Here is an 18,843-nt window from a genome sequence, read left to right on the forward strand (position 1 = left end):
ACAGGTACGGCCGGAGACCGTCCTCAGCCGGCCCCGGCGGTGTCGATGCGGCGGGCGGCCAAGGCGGCCACGAGGCGGCCGACGGCCGGGAGTTCGAGCGGCAGCCGCGAGTAGGAGGGGTGGACGACCCGGGCGCGGCCCGTCTCCAGGGCGCGGACGACGGCCGCCGCCACCGCCTCCGGCGTCGTCGGGGGAAGGGTGCGCGGCGGCCGTCCGCTCCGCCAGGGCAGGCGGTCCAGGTCGCGCAGCGCGGTGTCGGTCGAGCCGGGCACGACCTCGACGACCTGGATCCGGGTGTCGCGCAGTTCGTGCCGCAGGGAGCGGGTGGCCTGGGCGAGGGCGGACTTGGCGGCGCCGTAGTAGCCGGCCATGGGCAGCGGCACCGCCTGGAGGGTCGAGGTCACGTTGACGATGACGCCCCGGTCGGCGGCGCGCAGGGCCGGGAGCAGCGCCGCGGTCAGGGCCAGCGGCGTCCAGAGGTTGGTCTCGAACCAGGCGCGGGCCTCGGCGTCGTCGCCGTGCGCCGCCACGCTCCCGGTGGCGGGCACGCCGGCGTTGTTGATCAGGATGTCGGCGCCGCCCAGGGCGTCGCGGGCCTGGGCGGCGAGGCCCGCCGCCGCGCCGGGGCGGGAGAGGTCGGCCGGGAGGATGTGCGGGGCGGGGCCGCCCGCGCCGGTGATCTCGGTGGCCAGCTCGCGCAGGAGGGGTTCGCGGCGGGCGGTCACCGCCAGTTCGGCGCCGCGCCGGGCGAGCGCGACGGCGAGGGCGCGGCCGATGCCGCTGGAGGCGCCGGTGAGGACGATCCGCCTGCCGCGCAGGGATGCTGCGGCCATGATGGCCTCCCTAGATTGACTGATAATCAGTCAATCTAGGGAGGCGGCCCCCCGGTGTCAACGGGCGCTCAGAGCCGCTCGATCAGCTCCGGCGCGATGCCGATCCCGGGGTCCAGGGCGTGCGCGGTGCGCAGCGCCGCGGCGAGGGTCGCCGCCGCCAGGTCGGCCAGGGCGTCCCGGCTGAGCTCGCGGTGCCGCAGATGGTCGATGACGATCTCGTTCAGGAAGCCGACCCAGCCCCGCATCGCGGTGCGCAGCGCGGGCCGGACCGGCTCGGTGACGCCGGCCGCGCGCAGCACGCGCAGCGCGCCCTGCCAGCGGTAGTCGTCGATGATCGCGCGGACCTCGGCGTCGGAGCCCTGCGCGCTGCGCATGAGGGCCAGGTAGCCCTCGGCGTTGGCCTCCAGGTGGGCGATGTGGCGGGTCAGCGCGTCGTGCAGCCGCGCGGCCGGGGTGCCCCCGGCGGGCGCGGTCTCGTGGACGGCCCGCAGCCGCTCGGCCGCCGCCCGGATCGTGGCCAGGTACAGGCCGCGCTTGTTGGCGAAGTGGTGCGCGATCAGGCCGTAGGCGACGCCCGCCCTCCTGGCGATCTCGGTGGTGGTCACCTCGTCGTAGGGCCGCTCGGTGAACAGCTCGGCGGCGGCGTCGACCAGGAGGGCGCGGCGGTCCACGGCCATCTCAGAAGTCGGGCATCTTCGGCAGCGGGCCGCCGTACCAGCGCATGATGAGCTGGGCGGCGATGGACAGCGGGCCGGGCGCCACGATCGCGTCGGAGTCGATCGCCGCGCGCAGCTCCTCGCGGCTGTACCAGGCGGCGTCCAGGATCTCCTCCGCATCCGGGGTGAGCGCCGGGCGCGCGCCGGCCGCGCGGGCGAAGAAGCCGATCATGAGGCTCTGCGGCAGCGGCCAGGGCTGGCTGCCGAGGTAGCGGATGTCGTGGACGGCGATCCCGACCTCCTCGTCGACCTCGCGGACGACGGCCTGCTCCAGGGACTCGCCCGGCTCGACGAACCCGGCCAGGATCGAGCGCCGGTCGGCCGGCCACTGCGGGCCGCGGGCGAGCAGCACGTTGCCCTCGTCGTCCTCGACCAGCATGATCACGGCCGGGTCGAGGCGGGGGAACCACTCGCTCCCGTCGGCCGGGCAGCGGCGGACGTGCCCGGCCGCGACGGTCTCGGTCGGACCGCCGCAGCGCGGGCAGTACCGGTGCGTGGCATGCCAGTGCTCCAGCGCGACGGCATGGGTGAGCAGGCCCGACTCCAGGTCGTTCAGGGCGACGCCGACCCGGCGCAGCCCCGCCGGCTCGGCGCCTTCGATCGCGGGCAGCGGCGCCGGGACGGCGAAGTAGGCCGTCCCGTCCTCGTCCAGCCCGAGCAGCCAGCGGTCGCCTTCCGGCGCGTCGGCGGGCGGCCGCAGCAGCAGGGCCGGGCCGGGGGTGACCAGCGCGCGGCCCCCCTCGACGACCAGCACCCGGGTGCGCGGATCGGCCCATGCGGCGGCGAGGAAGTCCTCGTCGCGGCGGCGCAGGGCGGCGCGGTCCAGCGTGCCGCGGGCCAGGGCGAGCCATTCGAGGGGGGTCTCCACGGGCGTTTCCTTCTCAGCGCAGGGCGGTGGCGAGTTCGTCCCACAGGTAGGCCGCCGCTTCGGCGCCCTTCAGCAGGAGGGGCATCTCGACCTTCTCGTTGGGGGCGTGGATGCGGTCGTCGTCCAGGCCCACCGCGACGAAGATCAGGGGCGCGCCCAGGATGTCGGCCAGGTCGGCCTCGGGGCCGCTGCCGCCCTCGCGGGTGAACAGCACCTCGGTGCCGAACGCGCGCTCCATGGCGCGGCGGGCGGCCTTGACGCCGGCCGAGTCGATCGGCGAGAAGCACGGGCGGACGCCGCCGCCGGGGACGCTCACCTCGGCGCGCAGGCCGGGCGGGGTGTTGGCGGCGACCCACGCCGTGAGCTGCTCCTGCACCTTCACCGGGTCCTGTCCGGCGACCAGGCGGAACGACAGCTTGGCGTGCGCGGAGCGCGGCACGATCGTCTTGGTGCCCGGCCCGGTGTGCCCGCCCCACATGCCGTTGATCTCGGCGGTCGGGCGCGCCCAGACGCGCTCCAGCGTGCTGTACCCGGCCTCGCCGTAGGCGGCCTGGCTGTCGCCGGCGGTGCGCAGCCACTCGGCCTCGTCGAAGGGGAGCTTGGCGAACAGCGCGCGCTCCTCGTCGGTCAGCGCGACGACGTCGTCGTAGAAGCCGGGCAGCGTGACGCGGCCCTGGTCGTCGTGCAGCGCGGCGAGCATCGTCGCCATGCCCTGCAGCGGGTTCGGGACGGCGCCGCCGAACGAGCCCGAGTGCAGGTCGCCGGACGGCCCGTGCAGCGCCAGCTCGGCCTCGGCAAGACCGCGCATGCCGGTGCACATCGAGGGGAACTCCGCGCTCCACATGGTGGTGTCGCTGATGACGATCGCGTCGCACGCGAGCCGGTCGCGGCGCGCGCGCAGCAGCTCGGCGAAGTGCACCGAGCCCGACTCCTCCTCGCCCTCGACCAGCAGCTTGATGGTGACGGGCGGCGCGTCGGCACCGGCGGCGGCCATCCCGGCGCGCACGCCGAGGGTGTGGAAGAAGACCTGGCCCTTGTCGTCGGAGGCGCCGCGCCCGTACAGGGCGTCGCCCTTCTCGGTCGGGACGAACGGGTCGGTGTCCCACTCCTCCAGCGGCTCGACCGGCTGCACGTCGTGGTGCCCGTAGATGACGACGGCGGGCGCGTCCGGGGAGGCGGCGGGCCATTCGGCGAAGACGGCGGGCAGCCCGCCGGTCTCCCAGACCTCCACGGTCGGGAAGCCGAGGCCGGTCAGGTACTCGGCGAGCCATGCGGCCGAGCGCCGCACGTCACCGGCGTGCGCGGGGTTCCCGGAGACGGACGGGATCGCCAGCCACTCCTTCAGGTCCGCGAAGAACCGGGCCTTGTGGGCCTCGATGTAGGTGACCACGTCCACCTGTCATGCTCCTTTGCATGTCGTTTCCGTCCGGCACTCTAAGGGAGCCGTCGTGATCCTGATCGATCCGCCCCTGTGGCCGGCGCGCGGCCGCGTGTGGTCGCACATGGTCAGTGACGTGTCGTTCGCCGAGCTGCACGCGTTCGCCGCCGGCCTCGGCCTGCCGACCCGGGCGTTCGACCGCGACCACTACGACGTGCCCGAGGAACTCTACGAGGCGGCGGTGGCGCGCGGGGCGCAGGCGGTCGGCTGCCAGGAGCTGGTGGCGCGCCTGACCCGGGCCGGGCTGCGCCGCCGCAAGGTCAGGTCCGCAGGAGCATGAGCTCGGTCTCCATGTTACGGCGCGCCTGCTCCTCGAAGCGGTCCCGGGCCTGCGGCGTGTGGAACAGGGCGGGCAGGTCGAGCAGGCCGCGCAGCACCTCGGCGCGGCCGGCGCGGAAGAACTCCTCGGGGACGAAGGCGTACTCCTCGCGGACGGCGGCGGCGTAGGCGGCGTACGCCTCGGGCGGCGCGCCGAGGACGCCGAGGTCGGCGTCGCACAGCACCTGCCCGTTGCGGTCGTCCGGCGCGGGCGCGTGCGTGGCGGTGAGCACGACCAGCCGGGCGACCTCGGCGACGGCCCCGGCGGGCAGGTCGGTGTCGGCGAGCATCCGCTCGGCGAGGCGGGCGCTGCGCTCCTCGTTGTCGGCGCGCTCGGGGTCGTAGACGGCGTCGTGGAACCAGGCCGCGAGCCGGACCAGGTCGGGGTCGGCGGCGTGGCCGGCCAGCTCGTCCACCAGGTCGAGCACGGCGGTCAGGTGGCGGCGGGTGTGGTAGCGGCGGTGCGCCTCGCCGTAGCGGGCGTCCAGGTCCGTCCCGATGTGGCGGGTGTCCGGACCGGCGAGCGCGGTCCACCGGTCGACGAGATCCATCCCCCCATCCTGGCGGATCGCCGGACGGCCGGGGACACGCGGTGCCATCGTTCTTGCACGCGCCGGACGCCCCCGCCACTATGGGACCGCGTAACTTAGGCAAGGCTTACCTCACCCTAGGAGTGATCGTGCCCGCCGCGCTCCACCTCGCCGCCGGCAAGGTCACCGACTCGGTGACGCGCGGCTTCCTGCCCGCCGCCCGCGCGCTCGGCCTGCCGGTGGTGCTCCTCACCGACCGGCCCGAGGCCTACGCGGGTCTTGGGGACGCGGTCGTCGGCTGCGACGTCACCGACTACCGGCGGATCATCGCCGCCACCGGCGAGGCCGCCGCGCTCTTCACCAACGGCGACTTCCTCCAGGCCCCGGTGGCCCTCGCCGCCGACTGCCTCGGGCTGCCCGGCAAGGACTGGAAGGCCGCGACCCGCGCCAAGGACAAGGCCCTCATGCGGCGGCATCTGGCGCACATCGACCCGGTGTTCTCGGCCGACGCCTGGCACGTCCCGGGCGACGCCCCCTATCCGCTGGTCCTCAAGCCGCGCGGGGGCGTGGCCAGCGAGGACGTCTTCCTCGTCGCCGACCCGGCGGAGCTGGCCGCACGGCGTGCCGAGATCCGCGCCCGCCGCGACGATCCCCTGGTCGCCGAGGAGTACCTGCCGGGGCGGCTGCACACGCTGGAGACGCTCGGCGACGGCCGTGAGCTGCGGGTCCTCGGCTCGTTCCGCACCCGGCTGTCCCCTCCCCCGCACTTCGTGGAGGAGCGCCTGGAATGGGCGCCGCCCCCGCCCGAGACCGATCAGGTGCTCGCGCAGCTGCGGGCGCTCGGCGTCGGGTTCGGGGCCTGCCACACCGAGTTCGTCGTGCACGAGGGCCGGGCGCGGATCATCGAGGTCAACTACCGGGTGATCGGCGATCACTGCGACTTCCTGCTCGCCGACCTGCTCGGGGTGCCGCTGTTCGAGCACATCCTGCGCGTCCACCTGGGCGAGCCGCTGCCCGCCGTCGCGCCGCCGCCGCAGCGGCACGCGGTCGCCGAGGCCGTCCTGGCCGCGCGCGGCGGGACGCTGACCGCCGCGCCGGCGGCGGCGGAGCTGGCCGACGGCCGGGTCCGGCTCTCCTACCTGCCGCAGCGCGCCGTCGGCAGCACCGCGGAGCTGACCCGCACCAACCGCGACTACCTCGGCACGATCCGCGCCATCGGCCCCGACCGCGGCGAGGTGGACGCCGCCGTCGCCCGGTTCCGCGCCGGGAACGCCTGGACGATCGCGTGAACGCCGGTGTCAACGCCCGGGTGAACGACCCAGAGGCGGCGCTCGCCGCCCGCGTCCTGGACGCCCTGCTGCGCGAGGACTACGGCGGTGTCCGAGCCCGTGTCGGCGACCTGTTCGGCCGGCCGGTGCGGCTGTGCGGGCCGGGGTTCCTCGCCGAACGGGCCGTCGACCCGGCGCAGGGGCTGCGGCTCGCCGACGTGTTCGGCGCCGTCCGCGCGCTCGCCCATCCCGACGACGACGTCGCCGCGTTCGAGCGCGAATGCCGCGAGGCCCTCGCCGCCATCCGGCTGCACGAGGAGATCCGCCCCCGGACGCTGGCGCGGCTCGCGGGCCTGCCGCGCCGCGGACCCGGCACGTTCTACGACACGCTCGCGGCGTTCACCGACCACCCCGTCCACCCGGCGGGCCGGTGCCGGCTCGGGCTCGGCCGCGGCGACCTCGAACGGTACGCGCCGGAGTTCGCGCCCTCGTTCGAGCTGCGCTGGGCCGCCGTCCCGCAGGAGAAGATCACCGCCGTGGGCGCGCGGCCGCTGTGGTGGCCGGAGGCGCCGCGGGCCGGCCACGCGATGCTGCCGGTGCACCCGCTGACGGCGCCGCTCGTGCGCGAGCACCTCGTCCCGGCCCCGTATCTGCGGGTCGGCCCGACGCTGTCGATGCGGACGGTCGCCGCCGCGCCGTTCACCCACCTGAAGATGCCGCTGCCGACCAGCACCCTCGGGCTGCGCAACCGGCGGACCATCGTCCCCGGCACGCTGCCGGACGGCGCGCTCGCCGAACGCCTCCTGCGCGGGGTGCTGGAGCGCGAGCCGCACCTGCCGGTCCTGCTCCCCGACGAGCAGACCTGGGGGCACGCCGGCTCGCCGCTGCTCGGCTACCTGATCCGCCGCTTCCCCGCCGCGCTCGCGCGCGCCGAGGTGGTGCCGGTCGCGGCGCTGCTCGCGGACGACCCGGCGGGCGGCGCGGTGATCGAGCGCTGGGACGTGGCGGCGCTGTTCGGCGAGTACCTGGACGCCCTGCTCGCCTGGAACATCACGCTGTTCCGGTACGGGATCGCGCTGGAGGCCCACCAGCAGAACGTCTCGCTGGTGCTGGACGGCGGCCCGCTCCGGCTGCTGGTCAAGGACAACGACGGCGCGCTGGTGGACCCCGGCACGCTGGCCGAGACGCTCGGTGCGGAAGCACCCTTCGAAGACCACCGGATGCGCACCCGCGACCCCGAGGCGCTCGCCCGCGTGTTCGTCACGATCACCCTGCACCTGTGCGCCGCCGCCGTCGCGCACGGTCTCGCAGCGCGCGCGCTGCTGCCGCTGCGCACCGGCCTGGCGATGATCCGCGAGCGGCTGGACGCCCTGCTCGGCCCCGAGGACGCGTTCCTGCGCGCGCGCACCCTGGACGCCCCGCTGCTGCCGACCAAGGCGATGGTCACCGCCGGGACCCTGGTCTGTAAGGAGCGCACCGGCGCCGCCGACATCAACAAGCACTACGGGCCGCCCTGCCCCAACTACCTGCAGGCCTAACTACGTATGGGACTGACACGTGCTCCTCACCAGTCGTGCCCTGTCGGCCGGCGACGCCACCGCCACCGCGCTGCTGAACTGCCTCGTCCGGGAGGTCGGCGTCCCCGAGCAGCAGGTGCGGGTGGAGGGCCCGCACCTGGTCGTGCGGCTGGCGCGGGTCGGGGTGGAGCTGCGCGCCGGCCTCGCCCGGCCGCCGGTCGGCCCCACCTACCGGATCGCGCCGCCGTACGAGGAGCGGCGCGGCGGCGCGTGGATCGACGCGGGCTGGGCGCGGCTCGCCGACCTGGTCGCCGGGGAGCTGCAGCTCGCCTCCGGGCACGCCAACCCCGAGTTCCTGGCGCAGGTCGCCGACAGCCACGCGGCGCTGGAGGCGATGCTGGCGGCCCGCCCGGACGCCCCGGCCGGCGACCCCTACATCGAGTCGGAGCAGGCGCTGCTCGCCGGGCACCGGTTCCACCCGTCCCCGAAGGCGCGGCAGGGCGCGCCCGGCGACTGGCTGCCGTACGCGCCCGAGACGCGCGCCCGGTTCCGGCCGCACTGGCTGGCGGTGCGCGCGGACGCGCTCGCCGAGGAGGGCGACCCGGACGCGTTCGCCGCGCTGGGCATGCCCGAGGTGCCCGGCCACCGGCTGCTGCCCGCCCACCCGTGGCAGCTGGCGCTGCTGGCCGACCGGCCCGTCTACCGGCAGGCCGTCGCGGCGGGCGTGCTGCGCGACCTCGGCCCGGCCGGGCCCGAGGCGGTGCCGACGTCGTCGGTGCGCACCGCCTATCTCCCGGGCGCCGACGTGTTCTGCAAGTTCAGCCTGGACGTGCGGATCACCAACTGCGTCCGCAGGAACGCCTGGTACGAACTGGCGGGCGCGGTCGTCCTGGACCGGCTGCTGCGCCCGGTCTTCGCCGGTTTCGACGACTGCGTACTGCTGTCCGAACCGGCCTACCGCAGCGTCGCCCTCGCCGATCGCCGCCTGCACGAGAGCCTCGGGGTGATCCTGCGGCAGGGCGTCCGCGGCCTGGCGGGCACGCCGCTGCTCGCGGCGGCCCTCGCCGACCCCTATGGCACGTTCCTGCCGGGCCTGCCCGCGCTCGCCACCCCGGCGGGCGCGCGGGAGTGGTGGGCGGCGTACGTACGGCTCGTCGCACGGCCCGTCCTGCGCGCCTACCTCGACCACGGCGTGGTGCTGGAGCCGCACCTGCAGAACGTGCTGGTCGCGGTCGACGGCGACGGCATGCCCGTGCGGGCGGCGTTCCGCGACCTGGAGGGCACCAAGCTGACCGAGGGCCGCTGGGACCTTTCCGGCGTCCCGGCGCGGGTGCGCGAGGCGATCACCTATGACGCCGGGCGCGGCTGGAACCGCGTCGTGTACTGCCTGCTGGTGAACCATCTGGCCGAGGTCGCCGCCGCCGTCGCCGACCTGCACCCGGTGCTGGAGCGGGAGCTGTGGGGGACGCTCGCCCGCGACCTGGCCGGCTCGGGGCACGGCGACCGGCCGCAGGTGCGGGCGCTGCTGGCGGGCGTCCCGTTCCCGGCGAAGGCGAACCTGCGGGCCCGCTGGGCCCGCGCCGCCGACCGCCGCGCGGCCTACGTCCCGGCGGGCAACCCGCTGGGCACGGACACGGGCGCACCTGCTATTCAACTACATATCTAACTGAAAGCCGGGTATGCCCTGGCTCGTCCCCCAACGCAAGGAGAGGTCCCGTGCCGTTCGAGCGGGTGCGAACGCTGGCAGACCAGGGCAGGCGAGCCGGGAGGGCGCTGCGCGACGTCGGCGCGTTCCAGCCGGTGCGCCCCGACCGGGCGATCCGGATGCTGTTCCCCTACGTGCGCTACGGCCCGGTGCCGGCGACCGTCGGGGCGATGGCCGCACTGCGCTTCCCCGACCGGACCGCGCTGATCGACGAGCGCGGCTCCCTCACCTACGCCGAACTGGAGCGCCGCTGCGCCGCGCTCGCCACCGCGCTGCGCGGCCGGGCCCGCGAGGGCGACCGGATCGGCGTCCTCTGCCGCAACCACCGCGGCTTCGTCGAGACCGTGCTCGCCGCGTCCCGCCTCGGCAACGACGTCGTGCTGCTGAACACCGACTTCTCCGGCACCCAGCTCGGCGAGGTCGCCGAGCGCGAGGGCGTCGGCCTGCTCGTCCACGACGAGGAGTTCGACCAGGTCGTGGACGACTCGTCCTACGAGGGGCGGCGGCTGCACGCCTGGCGCGACGGGCGCGGCACCTACCCCTCGCTGGACGACCTGATCTCCGAGACCGTGGCCGAGCCGATCTCCCCCGGCGCGGTCAGCAAGGTCATCGTGATGACGTCCGGGACGACCGGCACGCCGAAGGGCGCCCGGCACGACATCTCGATCGGCTCGCTGCTGCCGGCCGCGCTCAGCCACCTGATGCGCGTCCCGGTCCGCTCCGGCGAGCCCCTGGTCATCGCGCCGCCGCTGTTCCACGTGCTCGGCTTCGCCTACTGCTCGGTCGGCCTCGGCATGGGCATGCCGCTGGTGCTGTTCCGCCGGTTCGACCCCGAGCAGATCCTGCGGGGGATCGAGGAGCACCGGGCGCAGACCCTGGTCGCCGTCCCGGTGATGCTGCAGCGCCTGCTGGACGTGCCGGACGGCCCGCGCCCGTCCTCGCTGGAGGTCGTGGTCTGCGGCGGCTCGGCGCTGCACCCGCACCTGTCGGAGGCGTTCATGGACGCGTTCGGCGACGTGGTGCACAACGTCTACGGCGCGACCGAGACCGGCTGGGCCACCATCGCCACCCCGCAGGACCTGCGCGAGGCACCGGGCACCGTCGGCAGGCCGTCGTTCCGGCTCACCATCAAGATCCTGGACGAGGACGGCAACGAGCTGCCGCCCGGCGAGACCGGCGAGATCTACACCGGCGGCGGGCTGCGCTTCGCCGGCTACACCGGCGGCGGCACCAAGCAGGTCCGCGACGGCCTGACCAGCACCGGCGACCTCGGCCACTTCGACGAGGCGGGCCGGATGTTCATCGACGGCCGCGCCGACGACATGATCGTCTCCGGCGGCGAGAACGTGTTCCCCGGCGAGGTCGAGGACCTGCTCGGCCGGCACGAGGGCGTCGCCGAGGTCGCGGTCACCGGCGCCGACGACGAGAAGTTCGGGCAGCGCCTGGTCGCCTACGTGGTGCGCGCGCCCGGCTCGCAGGTCGGCGAGGACGAGCTGAAGGCCTACGTGAAGAAGAACCTGGCCCGCTACAAGGTGCCGCGCGACGTCCACTTCGTCGACGAGCTCCCCCGCACCAGCACCGGCAAGGTCCGCGCGAAGGCGCTGAAGGGCTAGACCGCCCCGGCGCGCTGCTTGGCCGCCATGCAGATGCGCGCCAGGTCGTTGAGGGCGTCGGCGCGGCGCTCGTCGAGGGGGCGGGCGTCGCCCGGGGCCGCCTCGGCGAGGGTGTCGATCACCAGGGAGAACACCGGCCACTCGGCCGGGGCGATCGCGCCCTGGAAGTCGACGGCGCCGTCCGCCAGGTCGTCCAGGTCCAGGTTGCGCGCGAACGTGGCCAGCGCGGCCTCGGCCGCGACGACGCCGATGCGCATCGCCAGCGCGGCGGGCTCGCGGACGGCCGAAGTGGCAGTGCTAGAACTCATGTTCGGCAAGATAGAACACACGAGCGATCTTCGTCGAACGTTTGGTCGAAGAAGTCGCCCTTTTCACCCCACGATCGCCTGGAGGAAGAAATTCGTGTGGGTGAAGTGCAGTTCGCCGTCCTGGAGGACGGGCCGCATGCCGGTGGCGGGGCCGCCGTCCAGCTCGGCGGTCAGCTCCTTGCGGATCTGCGCGGCGGCCTCGTCGGGGGTCTGCGCGAGCGCCAGCCAGGCCTCCAGCGGGCGGACGTGGTCGAACCGGTCGGTGCGCTTGACCTCGGCGCCGGCGGCGGCGACCAGCCCGGCGATCTCCTCCTCGGTGCGCAGCGTGCCGTGCGAGGGGTCGCGCAGCCGCTCGATCCGGTCGGGGTCGCCGTCCAGGCCGGCCGGGCGGACGAGGTCGGCGATGATCAGCGCGGCGCCGGGCCGGCCGACCCGCGTCATCTCCCGCACGACGGCGGCGGGGTCGGCGACCTGGTGCAGCGAGAAGCGGGTGACGACCAGGGTGAAGGACCGGTCGAGGTAGGGCAGGTCCGCGGCGTCGCCGCGGGTGAAGGTGACGTTGGTGACGCCCTCGGCGTCGGCGTCGCGCTTGCCCTGCGCGAGCATCGCCGGGGTGAGGTCGAGCGCGGTGACGTGCCGGACGCGGCGGGCGACCGCGCGGGACACCAGGGCGGTCCCGGCGGCGACCTCCAGGGTGACGTCCTCCAGGTCCAGCTCGGGCTCCATGAAGCGCACGAGGCGGTCCAGGTGGCGGGTGAACGCGGCGTTCACGCCCGGGTCGGCGAACGCGGCCGCCTGCTTGGAGAACTCCCGTACGACCTTCTCGTCATGGGTCACCGTCACGCCGCCTCCTCGTTCACTTGTTGACCGGGATCATCCCTGAAAGAGCACGCGGTGAACAGAGGCGAGCGGCGGCCGTCACCCCGCCGGGACGCTCTCCAGCAGCGCGACGAGCCCGGCGGCGTCGAGCAGGTCGGCCGGGCGGACGGTCTGGTTGGCGCGCACGTAGTGGAAGGCGGCGCCGACCTTCTCCACCGGGACGCCCGCCAGCTCGGCCCAGGCGAGCCGGTACGCGGCGAGCTGCACGCCCACGTGCGCGGCCTCCTCGGCCGAGGGCGGCGAGCCGGTCTTCCAGTCGACGACGACGTAGCCGCCGTCGTCCTCGCGGAACACCGCGTCCATCCGGCCGCGGACCAGCCGGTCGCCGAGCATCGTCTCGAACGGGACCTCGAAGTCGACCGGCTCGCGCGCCGCCCACTCCGACGCCTCGAACCGCTCCTGCAGGTAGGCCAGGCCCGCCTCGCCGGCGGCGGCCTCGTCGGCGGCGCCGGGCAGCTCGTCGGGGTCCAGCAGCCGCTGCTGGCCCCAGCGGCTCTCCAGCCAGGCGTGGAAGGCGGTGCCGCGCCGGGTGTAGGGGGACGGCGGCCGCGGCATCGGGCGGCGGATCTGCCGGGCGAGGGCGGCCGGGTCGCGGGCGAGGGTGACCAGCGAGGACACCGACAGGTTGGCGGGCAGCTCGACCAGCAGCCCGTCGCCGCCGCGGCCCCGGTCGCGTTCGGCGAGCAGCAGCTCGACGTCGCGCGCCCACGCCGACATGCGCTGCCGCTCGGGTTCGGCGAGGCCGGTGTCGCCGGCCCAGGGGCGGGTGCGGCCGAGCATGGCGTCCTCGACCATCCGGGCGGCCTCGACGGTCGCCTCGTAGCGGGCGCGGGCGCCGGCCTCGTGGCCGTGCGCGCCGGGCGGGACCGGCCAGAGCGCCTCGTCGTCGCCGGTGAGCAGCGGGTTGGCGGCGTCGGGCGCGGGCGGGTCGGTCCAGGCGACGACCTGCCCGGCGCCCGCCAGGCACATCTCGCGGGCCTCGGTGAGGAACGGCGACGGGCCGAGGGGGCGGCCGGACGCGCCCCACCAGTAGCCGGTGACGATCAGCAGGCTGGACGCGCGGGTGACCGCGACGTAGGCGAGGCGGCGCTCCTCCAGCAGCTCGCGGTCGGCGCACGCCTCGTCGAAGGCGAGCAGGTCCTCCTTCTCCAGGCCGGTGAGGTCGGGCAGGTCGTGGCGGTCGCCGCGCAGCATGAACGGCAGCACGCGCGGGTTGGCCGTCCAGCGGGTGGCGTTCTGCGGCGGCGAGGGGAAGATCGAGCCCTTGGCGGGGCCGCCGTTCTTCTGCGGTGTGTAGGACAGGCCCGGCACGACCACCACCGGCCACTCCAGGCCCTTGGAGGCGTGCACGGTGAGCAGCTTGACGCTGTCGGTGTCGCCGACGCGGCCGGCGGCCAGGCCGAACTCCTCGCTCTCGGCGGCCTTGAGGTAGGCCAGGAACGCGCCGAGGGTGGCCTCCTCGGCGTCGCCGGCGAAGTCGGCGGCGGCGTCGACGAAGGCGTCCAGGTCGGCGCGGGCGGTGACCGGGTCCAGGCCGGAGCGGGCGGCGACCTCGATGTCCAGGCCGAGCGCCCACTCGACCTCGTTGACCAGGTCGGGCAGCGGCAGGCCGACCTGGGTGCGCAGCGCGCGCAGCTCGTCGCGCAGCCGGCGCAGCCGGCCGTAGCCCTCGGGCGAGTAGGCGGCGGGGTCGCCGAGGTCGTCGAGCGCGTCGACGAGGCTGCCGGTCTCCTGGTTCAGCTCCGTCACCAGCTGGCGCAGCGGGTCGTCGGCGGGCGCGGGCTCGGCCGCCTCGGGGTCGCCCGGGGCCGTGCCCTCGGGCGGGGTGACGTCGCGGGCCGACTCCTGGGCCAGGGCGCGGGCGCGGCGGCCGAGCGCGACCAGGTCGCGCGGACCGAGCCGCCAGCGCGGGCCGGTCAGCAGCCGGGCCAGGGACGCCCCCGACGTCGGGTCGTGCATGACCCGCAGCGTCGCGACGACGTCCTGCACCTCCGGGACGGTGAGCAGCCCGCCGAGGCCGACGACCTCGACCGGGATGCCGCGCGCCTCCAGCGCCCGCCGGATCAGCGGGAACTGCGACCGCTTGCGGGCCAGCACGGCGATGTCGGCGTAGCGGAGCGCGTCGGGTTGCGGGCCGCCGTCGGGCGCCACGCCCGGCTCGCCGCGCATCAGCAGCGCGATGCGCGCGGCGATCCGCTCGGCCTCGTCCTCGACGGTCTCGAACAGCCCGCACTCGACCCGGCCGCGCGCCTCGCGGCCGGCGCCGGGGGTGAGGACCGGCACCTCGCGCGTCTCGGCGCGCAGCTCGCGCTGGATGCGGGCGGCGACGTCCAGGACGCGCTCGCCGTTGCGGAAGCTGCGGCTCAGCTGCCGGATCGGCGCGGGCAGCGGCGGCGCCGCCGACCCCGGCGAGCGCAGCGGGAAGTCGTAGGCGAAACGGCGCAGGTTGCCCGCGCTCGCGCCGCGCCACCCGTAGATCGACTGGCACGGGTCGCCGACCGCGGTGACCGGGTGCCCGCCGGCGAACAGCGAGGTCAGCAGGACCAGCTGGGCCTGGCTGGTGTCCTGGTACTCGTCGAGCAGCACCACCGAGAACCGGGACCGCTCGATCATGCCGACCTCGGGGTGGCGGCGCGCGATCCGCGCGGCGAGCGCCATCTGGTCGCCGTGGTCGATGACCTCGCGATTGCGCTTGGCGGCGTGGTAGGCCTCCACCAGCGGCATCAGCTCGGTGCGCACCGCGTGCTTGGCGAGGATGTCGCGCTGCGCGGCGAGGGGCTTGCGGACGGCGGCGAACCGCTCGTCCAGCCACGCCCCGACGCGGTGGATGTCGGCCGGGGTGCGCAGGTGCTCCGACAGGTCGCCGGCCAGCTCCATCACGGCCTTGGTGACGGTGTCGGGCGACCAGTCGACGTGGTCCATCGGGCCGTCGTAGGCGTCGACGACGCGCGAGCAGATCTGCCAGGCGACCGCCGGGGAGATCAGCCGCATCGTCGGCTCCAGGCCCTCGCGCAGCGCGTGGTCGCCGAACAGCCGGGCCGCGTAGGAGTGGTAGGTCGACACCATCGGCTCGCCGTCGAACAGCTGCTCGCCGCCGAGCCGCTCGATGTCGGCCTGCGGGAGCGCCTCGCGCAGCGTGTCCAGCCGGCGCCGCACCCGCGCGCCGAGCTCGGCGGCGGCCTTGCGGGTGAAGGTCAGCCCGAGGACGCGCTCGGGCCGCACGAACCCGTTGGCGACCAGCCACACCACGCGCGCCGCCATCGTCTCGCTCTTGCCCGAACCGGCGCCCGCGATGACCGCCATCGGCGCCAGCGGCGCCTCGATCACCCGGGCCTGCTCGTCGGTCGGCGGGGGGACCTCCAGCAGCCCCGCCAGCTCGGCAGGAGTGATCAAAATCCCCCCGTCATGCCACCCTCGTCCTGCACCGGACAGCAGGACCGTACCGGGCAGCTGCGACACTTCTCGTTCACCCGCGCCTGGAAGACCTCGCTGGCCATCCCGGTCGCGACGATCTCCACCAGCTTCTTCGGCCACTCGGGGTCGGGGTCCTCGGCGACCGGCGGCTGCTCCTGCTCGCGCACCCGGCCCGAGAACGCCGCCTTGCCGACCTGGATCAGCTTGGCGCCGCCCGGCTCCAGCAGCCCGTGCCGCTCGAACGCGCCCAGCATCACCGCGTACTGGTAGACGCCGAGCTGCGGGTTGCGCGCCAGGTCGCCCTTGGCGACCGGGGTGTTGGAGGTCTTGATGTCGATGATGACGGCGCGGCCCTCGGCGTCGCGCTCGGCCCGGTCGATCCGGCCCTTGATGGTGACGCGGCCGAGGTCGACCTTGAACGACTCCTCCAGCGCGACGACCTCGTTGGGGTTGTCGCGGTGCCAGGCCAGGAACTTGTCGACCATCTGCGCGGCCTGCTCGCGCTGCTTGTCGGAGTACCAGGAGCTGCGGAAGTCCAGGTCGTGCCAGATCTCGTCGAGGCGGCGCGCCACGTCGACCTCGGTGACGCCGTCGTCGGCGCCGGCCATCTCGGCGACCGCGTGCACCACCTTGCCCATGGTGGAGAACTCGTTCGGGCCGCCCTCCTGCGCGCCGACCGCGGAGGTGAGCAGCCAGCGCAGGCCGCAGGTGGTGAACGTCTCCACCTGCGACGGCGAGATGGTGATGTCCTCGTCCTCGCGGAACGCCGGGCCCGAGTCCGACAGCGCGGTGATGGCGTACCAGTTCTCCGGCTTGGCGCCGCGCACGCCGGCGCGGGCGAGGCGGGCCAGGTGGCCGGCGGCGGCGCGGCGCATCGGCAGCGGCCGCGTCGGGTCGGTGACGGTGGCGCGCAGGTCGGCGACCAGCGACGACAGCGACAGCCAGCGGGTCTTCTCGTCCAGCTGCGACTGCTCCAGCGCGCCCGGCAGCAGCTCGTTGAGGAACCGCGACGGGCGCTCCTCGGTGTCGTCGCCGCCGATCGCGGTGACGACCAGGCGCTTGCGCGCGCGCGTGACCGCGACGTAGAACAGCCGCCGCTCCTCGTCGAGCATCTTGGCCGCCATCGACCAGCCCGCCGCGCCCGCGCCCTCGTCGCCGGGCAGGTCGTTGCCCGCCGCGTGCTCGATCAGCTCGCCGACGCCGAGCAGCGAGCCGCGCAGCCGCTGGTCGGGCCAGATGCCCTCCTGCACCCCGGCGACGACGACCACGTCCCACTCCAGGCCCTTGGCGCGGTGCGCGGTGAGGATGCGCACCGCCTCGCCCTCGGGGGCGTGCTCGGCGAGGGTGGTCGCGGCGATCTCCTGCGCGGCGATGTCGTCGACGAACAGCTCGGGCCCGGCCTGCGGCAGCCGGTCGACGAACCGCGCCGCGTGGTCGAACAGCGCGACGACGGCGTCCAGGTCGCGGTCGGCAGCGGTGCCGCGGGTGCCGCCCTTGACGCTGCGCTCCAGCAGGTGCTCGGGCAGGCCGCTGGCCTCCCACACCGCCCACAGCACCTCTTCGGCGGTGCCGTGCTCGGCCGCCTTGTCCCGCGCGATCTGGATCAGGTTCGCGATGCGCTCGGCAGGCGCGCGGACCTTCTCGTGCACCGGGATCAGCTCGCGGCCGTCGTCCAGCGCCGCGACGATCAGCTCGTGCAGGGGGCGGTCGCCGCCCGACAGCTCCTCCAGGTCGCGCAGCGCGCGCTTGAGGCGGCGCATGGCGAGCGCGTCGGCGCCGCCGAGCGGGCCGGTCAGCAGCTCCTCGGCGACCTCGGCGTCCAGGAACTCCTTCTTCAGCGCCGCGCGCAGCAGCACCAGGATGGGGCGCACGGCGGGCTCGCCCATCAGCGGCACCTCGTCGCCCGCGACGACGACGGGCACGCCCGCCTGCGCGAGCGCCCGGCGGATCGGCGGGATCTGCAGGACGGTGCTGCGCACCAGCACCGCCATCCGCGACCACGGCACGCCGTCCAGCAGGTGCGCGCGGCGCAGCTCGTCGGCGACGAGCGCGGCCTGCTGGCTCTCGGAGTCGGCGACGATCGCGTGGACCTCGCCGTCCTCGGCGTCGTCCAGCGGCACCAGCGCGCGGTGCTCGGCGGCGACCGACGATCCCGCGGGCAGCCGCTTGGCGATCCGCCGCGACGCCGTCAGGATCTCCGCGCCCATCCGGCGGCTGGTGCGCAGCGCCACGACCGGCGCCGGGTCGCCGTCGATGGTGCGGAACCGCTCGGGGAACTCCAGGATGCCGCGCACGTCCGCGCCGCGGAAGCCGTAGATCGACTGGTCGGGGTCGCCGACCACGACCAGGTCGCGGCCGTCGCCGGCCAGGTGGCGCAGCAGCTCCTCCTGGGCGGGGTCGGTGTCCTGGTACTCGTCGACGAACACCACGTCGTAGGCGTTGCGCTCCAGGATGCGCACCTCGTCCTCGGCCAGCAGCCGGGCGGCGAGGCGGATCAGCTCGCCGTAGTCGTAGGTCGGCGTCGGGTCGAGCGCGAACCGGTCGATGTAGCGGCCCATGAACCCGCCGATGGCGGGCCAGTCGTCGCGGCCGCGCAGCCGGCCCGCGTCGACGAGGTCGTCGGGGTCGTAGCCGCGTTCGGCGGCGCGCATCATGAAGTCGCGCACCTCCTCTGCGAATCCGCGGGTGGCCATCGCCTGGTGCAGCCGGGCGGGCCAGCCGCGCGCGCCGTCGATGAGCTCGCCCTCCAGCAGCCGCCGCACCTCCAGCAGCTGCTCGGGCCCCGACAGCAGCCGCGGCGCCGGCTCCTCGTTCAGCACCGCGTCGCGGCGCAGCAGCGCGTAGGCGTAGCTGTGGAACGTCAGCGCCAGCGGCGAGCGGGTGGTGCGCCGCATCCGGCCGGTGATGCGGTGCCGCAGCTCCTCGGCGGCCTTGCGGCTGAAGGTGAGGACGAGCACCCGCTCGGGGTCGGTGCCGCGGTTCTCGATGCGGTCGACGACCGACTCCACGATCGTGGTGGTCTTGCCGGTGCCCGGCCCGGCCAGCACCAGCAGCGGCCCGCCGGGGTGGTCCACCACCCGGCGTTGCCGGTCGTCGAGCACGGGCGCGGCGGCCCGCCCGGGACCGGCGCGCCGCACGAGACGATAGGACGCTGCCGGCACAAGAGAAGATTCCAGCAGATGATCGGGGCTCCTCGGACCACATCGCACGCATGTCGCGAATGAGGCGCACGGTAACGTCCCACCCCCAGTTCAGCGTACTGGTCAAGGGGTTTCGGACATGCCGGGTGAGCAGCGAGTGAACGCCGCGGCAACGGGGACGGGCCGTTCGCGTGAAGAGTGACTTACCCCACAATCGCACCGGCCGGCCGAACCCGGGCTTTGCCGCGCCGCTCGTAGGGAATGCGGATCACGTTCCGCAGGGACGGCCGAAGGAC

14 protein-coding genes are annotated in these 18,843 nt (G+C 75.0%); 5 read left to right on the top strand and 9 right to left on the bottom strand.

The window, feature by feature from the left end; genetic code table 11:
• Positions 1-23 precede the first annotated feature (23 nt).
• The 4 genes from ACRB68_RS07885 to ACRB68_RS07900 all read right to left on the bottom strand — a co-directional run bounded on the left by ACRB68_RS07885 (position 24) and on the right by ACRB68_RS07900 (position 3,813).
• A complete protein-coding gene (locus ACRB68_RS07885; RefSeq protein ID WP_153531449.1) occupies positions 24-833 on the bottom strand; it encodes an SDR family NAD(P)-dependent oxidoreductase in 810 nt (269 codons plus the stop codon).
• Between the two features lie 68 nt (positions 834-901).
• Positions 902-1,510 carry a TetR/AcrR family transcriptional regulator gene (locus ACRB68_RS07890; protein ID WP_153531450.1) on the bottom strand — a complete coding sequence of 203 codons (609 nt, stop codon included), beginning with the start codon at positions 1,508-1,510 and terminating at the stop codon, positions 902-904.
• Between the two features lies 1 nt (position 1,511).
• Positions 1,512-2,417 (bottom strand): NAD(+) diphosphatase, encoded by a 906-nt coding sequence (gene nudC / locus ACRB68_RS07895; RefSeq protein ID WP_328593897.1) that lies wholly within the window; start codon positions 2,415-2,417, stop codon positions 1,512-1,514.
• A gap of 13 nt (positions 2,418-2,430) precedes the next feature.
• Positions 2,431-3,813, bottom strand: a complete 1,383-nt coding sequence (locus tag ACRB68_RS07900) for a dipeptidase (protein ID WP_328593898.1) — start codon at positions 3,811-3,813, stop codon at positions 2,431-2,433.
• 52 nt (positions 3,814-3,865) lie between these two features.
• Between ACRB68_RS07900 and ACRB68_RS07905 the strand changes: the two genes are divergently transcribed.
• Positions 3,866-4,135 (top strand): DUF4031 domain-containing protein, encoded by a 270-nt coding sequence (locus ACRB68_RS07905; protein WP_328593899.1) that lies wholly within the window; start codon positions 3,866-3,868, stop codon positions 4,133-4,135.
• On the opposite strand, the gene ACRB68_RS07910 is transcribed toward ACRB68_RS07905, so the two are convergent.
• Positions 4,116-4,724, bottom strand: a complete 609-nt coding sequence (locus ACRB68_RS07910; RefSeq protein WP_153531452.1) for an HD domain-containing protein — start codon at positions 4,722-4,724, stop codon at positions 4,116-4,118. The two genes, ACRB68_RS07905 and ACRB68_RS07910, sit on opposite strands and share 20 nt — an antisense overlap.
• A 128-nt stretch (positions 4,725-4,852) precedes the next feature.
• Here ACRB68_RS07910 and ACRB68_RS07915 point away from each other — a divergent pair, with 128 nt between their 5' ends.
• The 4 genes from ACRB68_RS07915 to ACRB68_RS07930 are packed head-to-tail and all read left to right on the top strand — an operon-like array spanning position 4,853 to position 10,806.
• On the top strand, positions 4,853-5,992 hold the full coding sequence (locus tag ACRB68_RS07915) for an ATP-grasp domain-containing protein (protein WP_328593900.1): 1,140 nt from the start codon (positions 4,853-4,855) through the stop codon (positions 5,990-5,992).
• A 20-nt stretch (positions 5,993-6,012) separates the two neighbouring features.
• Positions 6,013-7,509, top strand: a complete 1,497-nt coding sequence (locus tag ACRB68_RS07920; protein ID WP_328593901.1) for an IucA/IucC family protein — start codon at positions 6,013-6,015, stop codon at positions 7,507-7,509.
• Positions 7,510-7,528: 19 nt separating this feature from the next.
• Positions 7,529-9,154, top strand: a complete 1,626-nt coding sequence (locus tag ACRB68_RS07925) for an IucA/IucC family protein (protein ID WP_328593902.1) — start codon at positions 7,529-7,531, stop codon at positions 9,152-9,154.
• A 50-nt stretch (positions 9,155-9,204) separates the two neighbouring features.
• Complete coding sequence (locus tag ACRB68_RS07930; protein ID WP_328593903.1) at positions 9,205-10,806, top strand: AMP-binding protein; 1,602 nt, start codon at positions 9,205-9,207, stop codon at positions 10,804-10,806.
• Here the strand turns inward: ACRB68_RS07930 and ACRB68_RS07935 are convergent.
• The 4 genes from ACRB68_RS07935 to ACRB68_RS07950 all read right to left on the bottom strand — a co-directional run bounded on the left by ACRB68_RS07935 (position 10,803) and on the right by ACRB68_RS07950 (position 18,544).
• Positions 10,803-11,114, bottom strand: coding sequence for a hypothetical protein (locus ACRB68_RS07935; RefSeq protein ID WP_153531454.1), 312 nt, complete (start codon positions 11,112-11,114; stop codon positions 10,803-10,805). The two genes, ACRB68_RS07930 and ACRB68_RS07935, sit on opposite strands and share 4 nt — an antisense overlap.
• A 63-nt stretch (positions 11,115-11,177) precedes the next feature.
• Positions 11,178-11,957 carry a class I SAM-dependent methyltransferase gene (locus tag ACRB68_RS07940; RefSeq protein WP_328593904.1) on the bottom strand — a complete coding sequence of 260 codons (780 nt, stop codon included), beginning with the start codon at positions 11,955-11,957 and terminating at the stop codon, positions 11,178-11,180.
• Positions 11,958-12,032: 75 nt separating this feature from the next.
• On the bottom strand, positions 12,033-15,386 hold the full coding sequence (locus tag ACRB68_RS07945) for an ATP-dependent helicase (RefSeq protein ID WP_153531455.1): 3,354 nt from the start codon (positions 15,384-15,386) through the stop codon (positions 12,033-12,035).
• Positions 15,383-18,544, bottom strand: coding sequence for an ATP-dependent helicase (locus tag ACRB68_RS07950; protein WP_328593905.1), 3,162 nt, complete (start codon positions 18,542-18,544; stop codon positions 15,383-15,385). Before ACRB68_RS07950 ends, ACRB68_RS07945 begins: the two co-directional genes overlap by 4 nt.
• Positions 18,545-18,843: the final 299 nt, after the last annotated feature.

The organism is Actinomadura macrotermitis (genome assembly GCF_009604375.1).
In the GTDB taxonomy this organism is placed as follows: domain Bacteria; phylum Actinomycetota; class Actinomycetes; order Streptosporangiales; family Streptosporangiaceae; genus Spirillospora; species Spirillospora macrotermitis.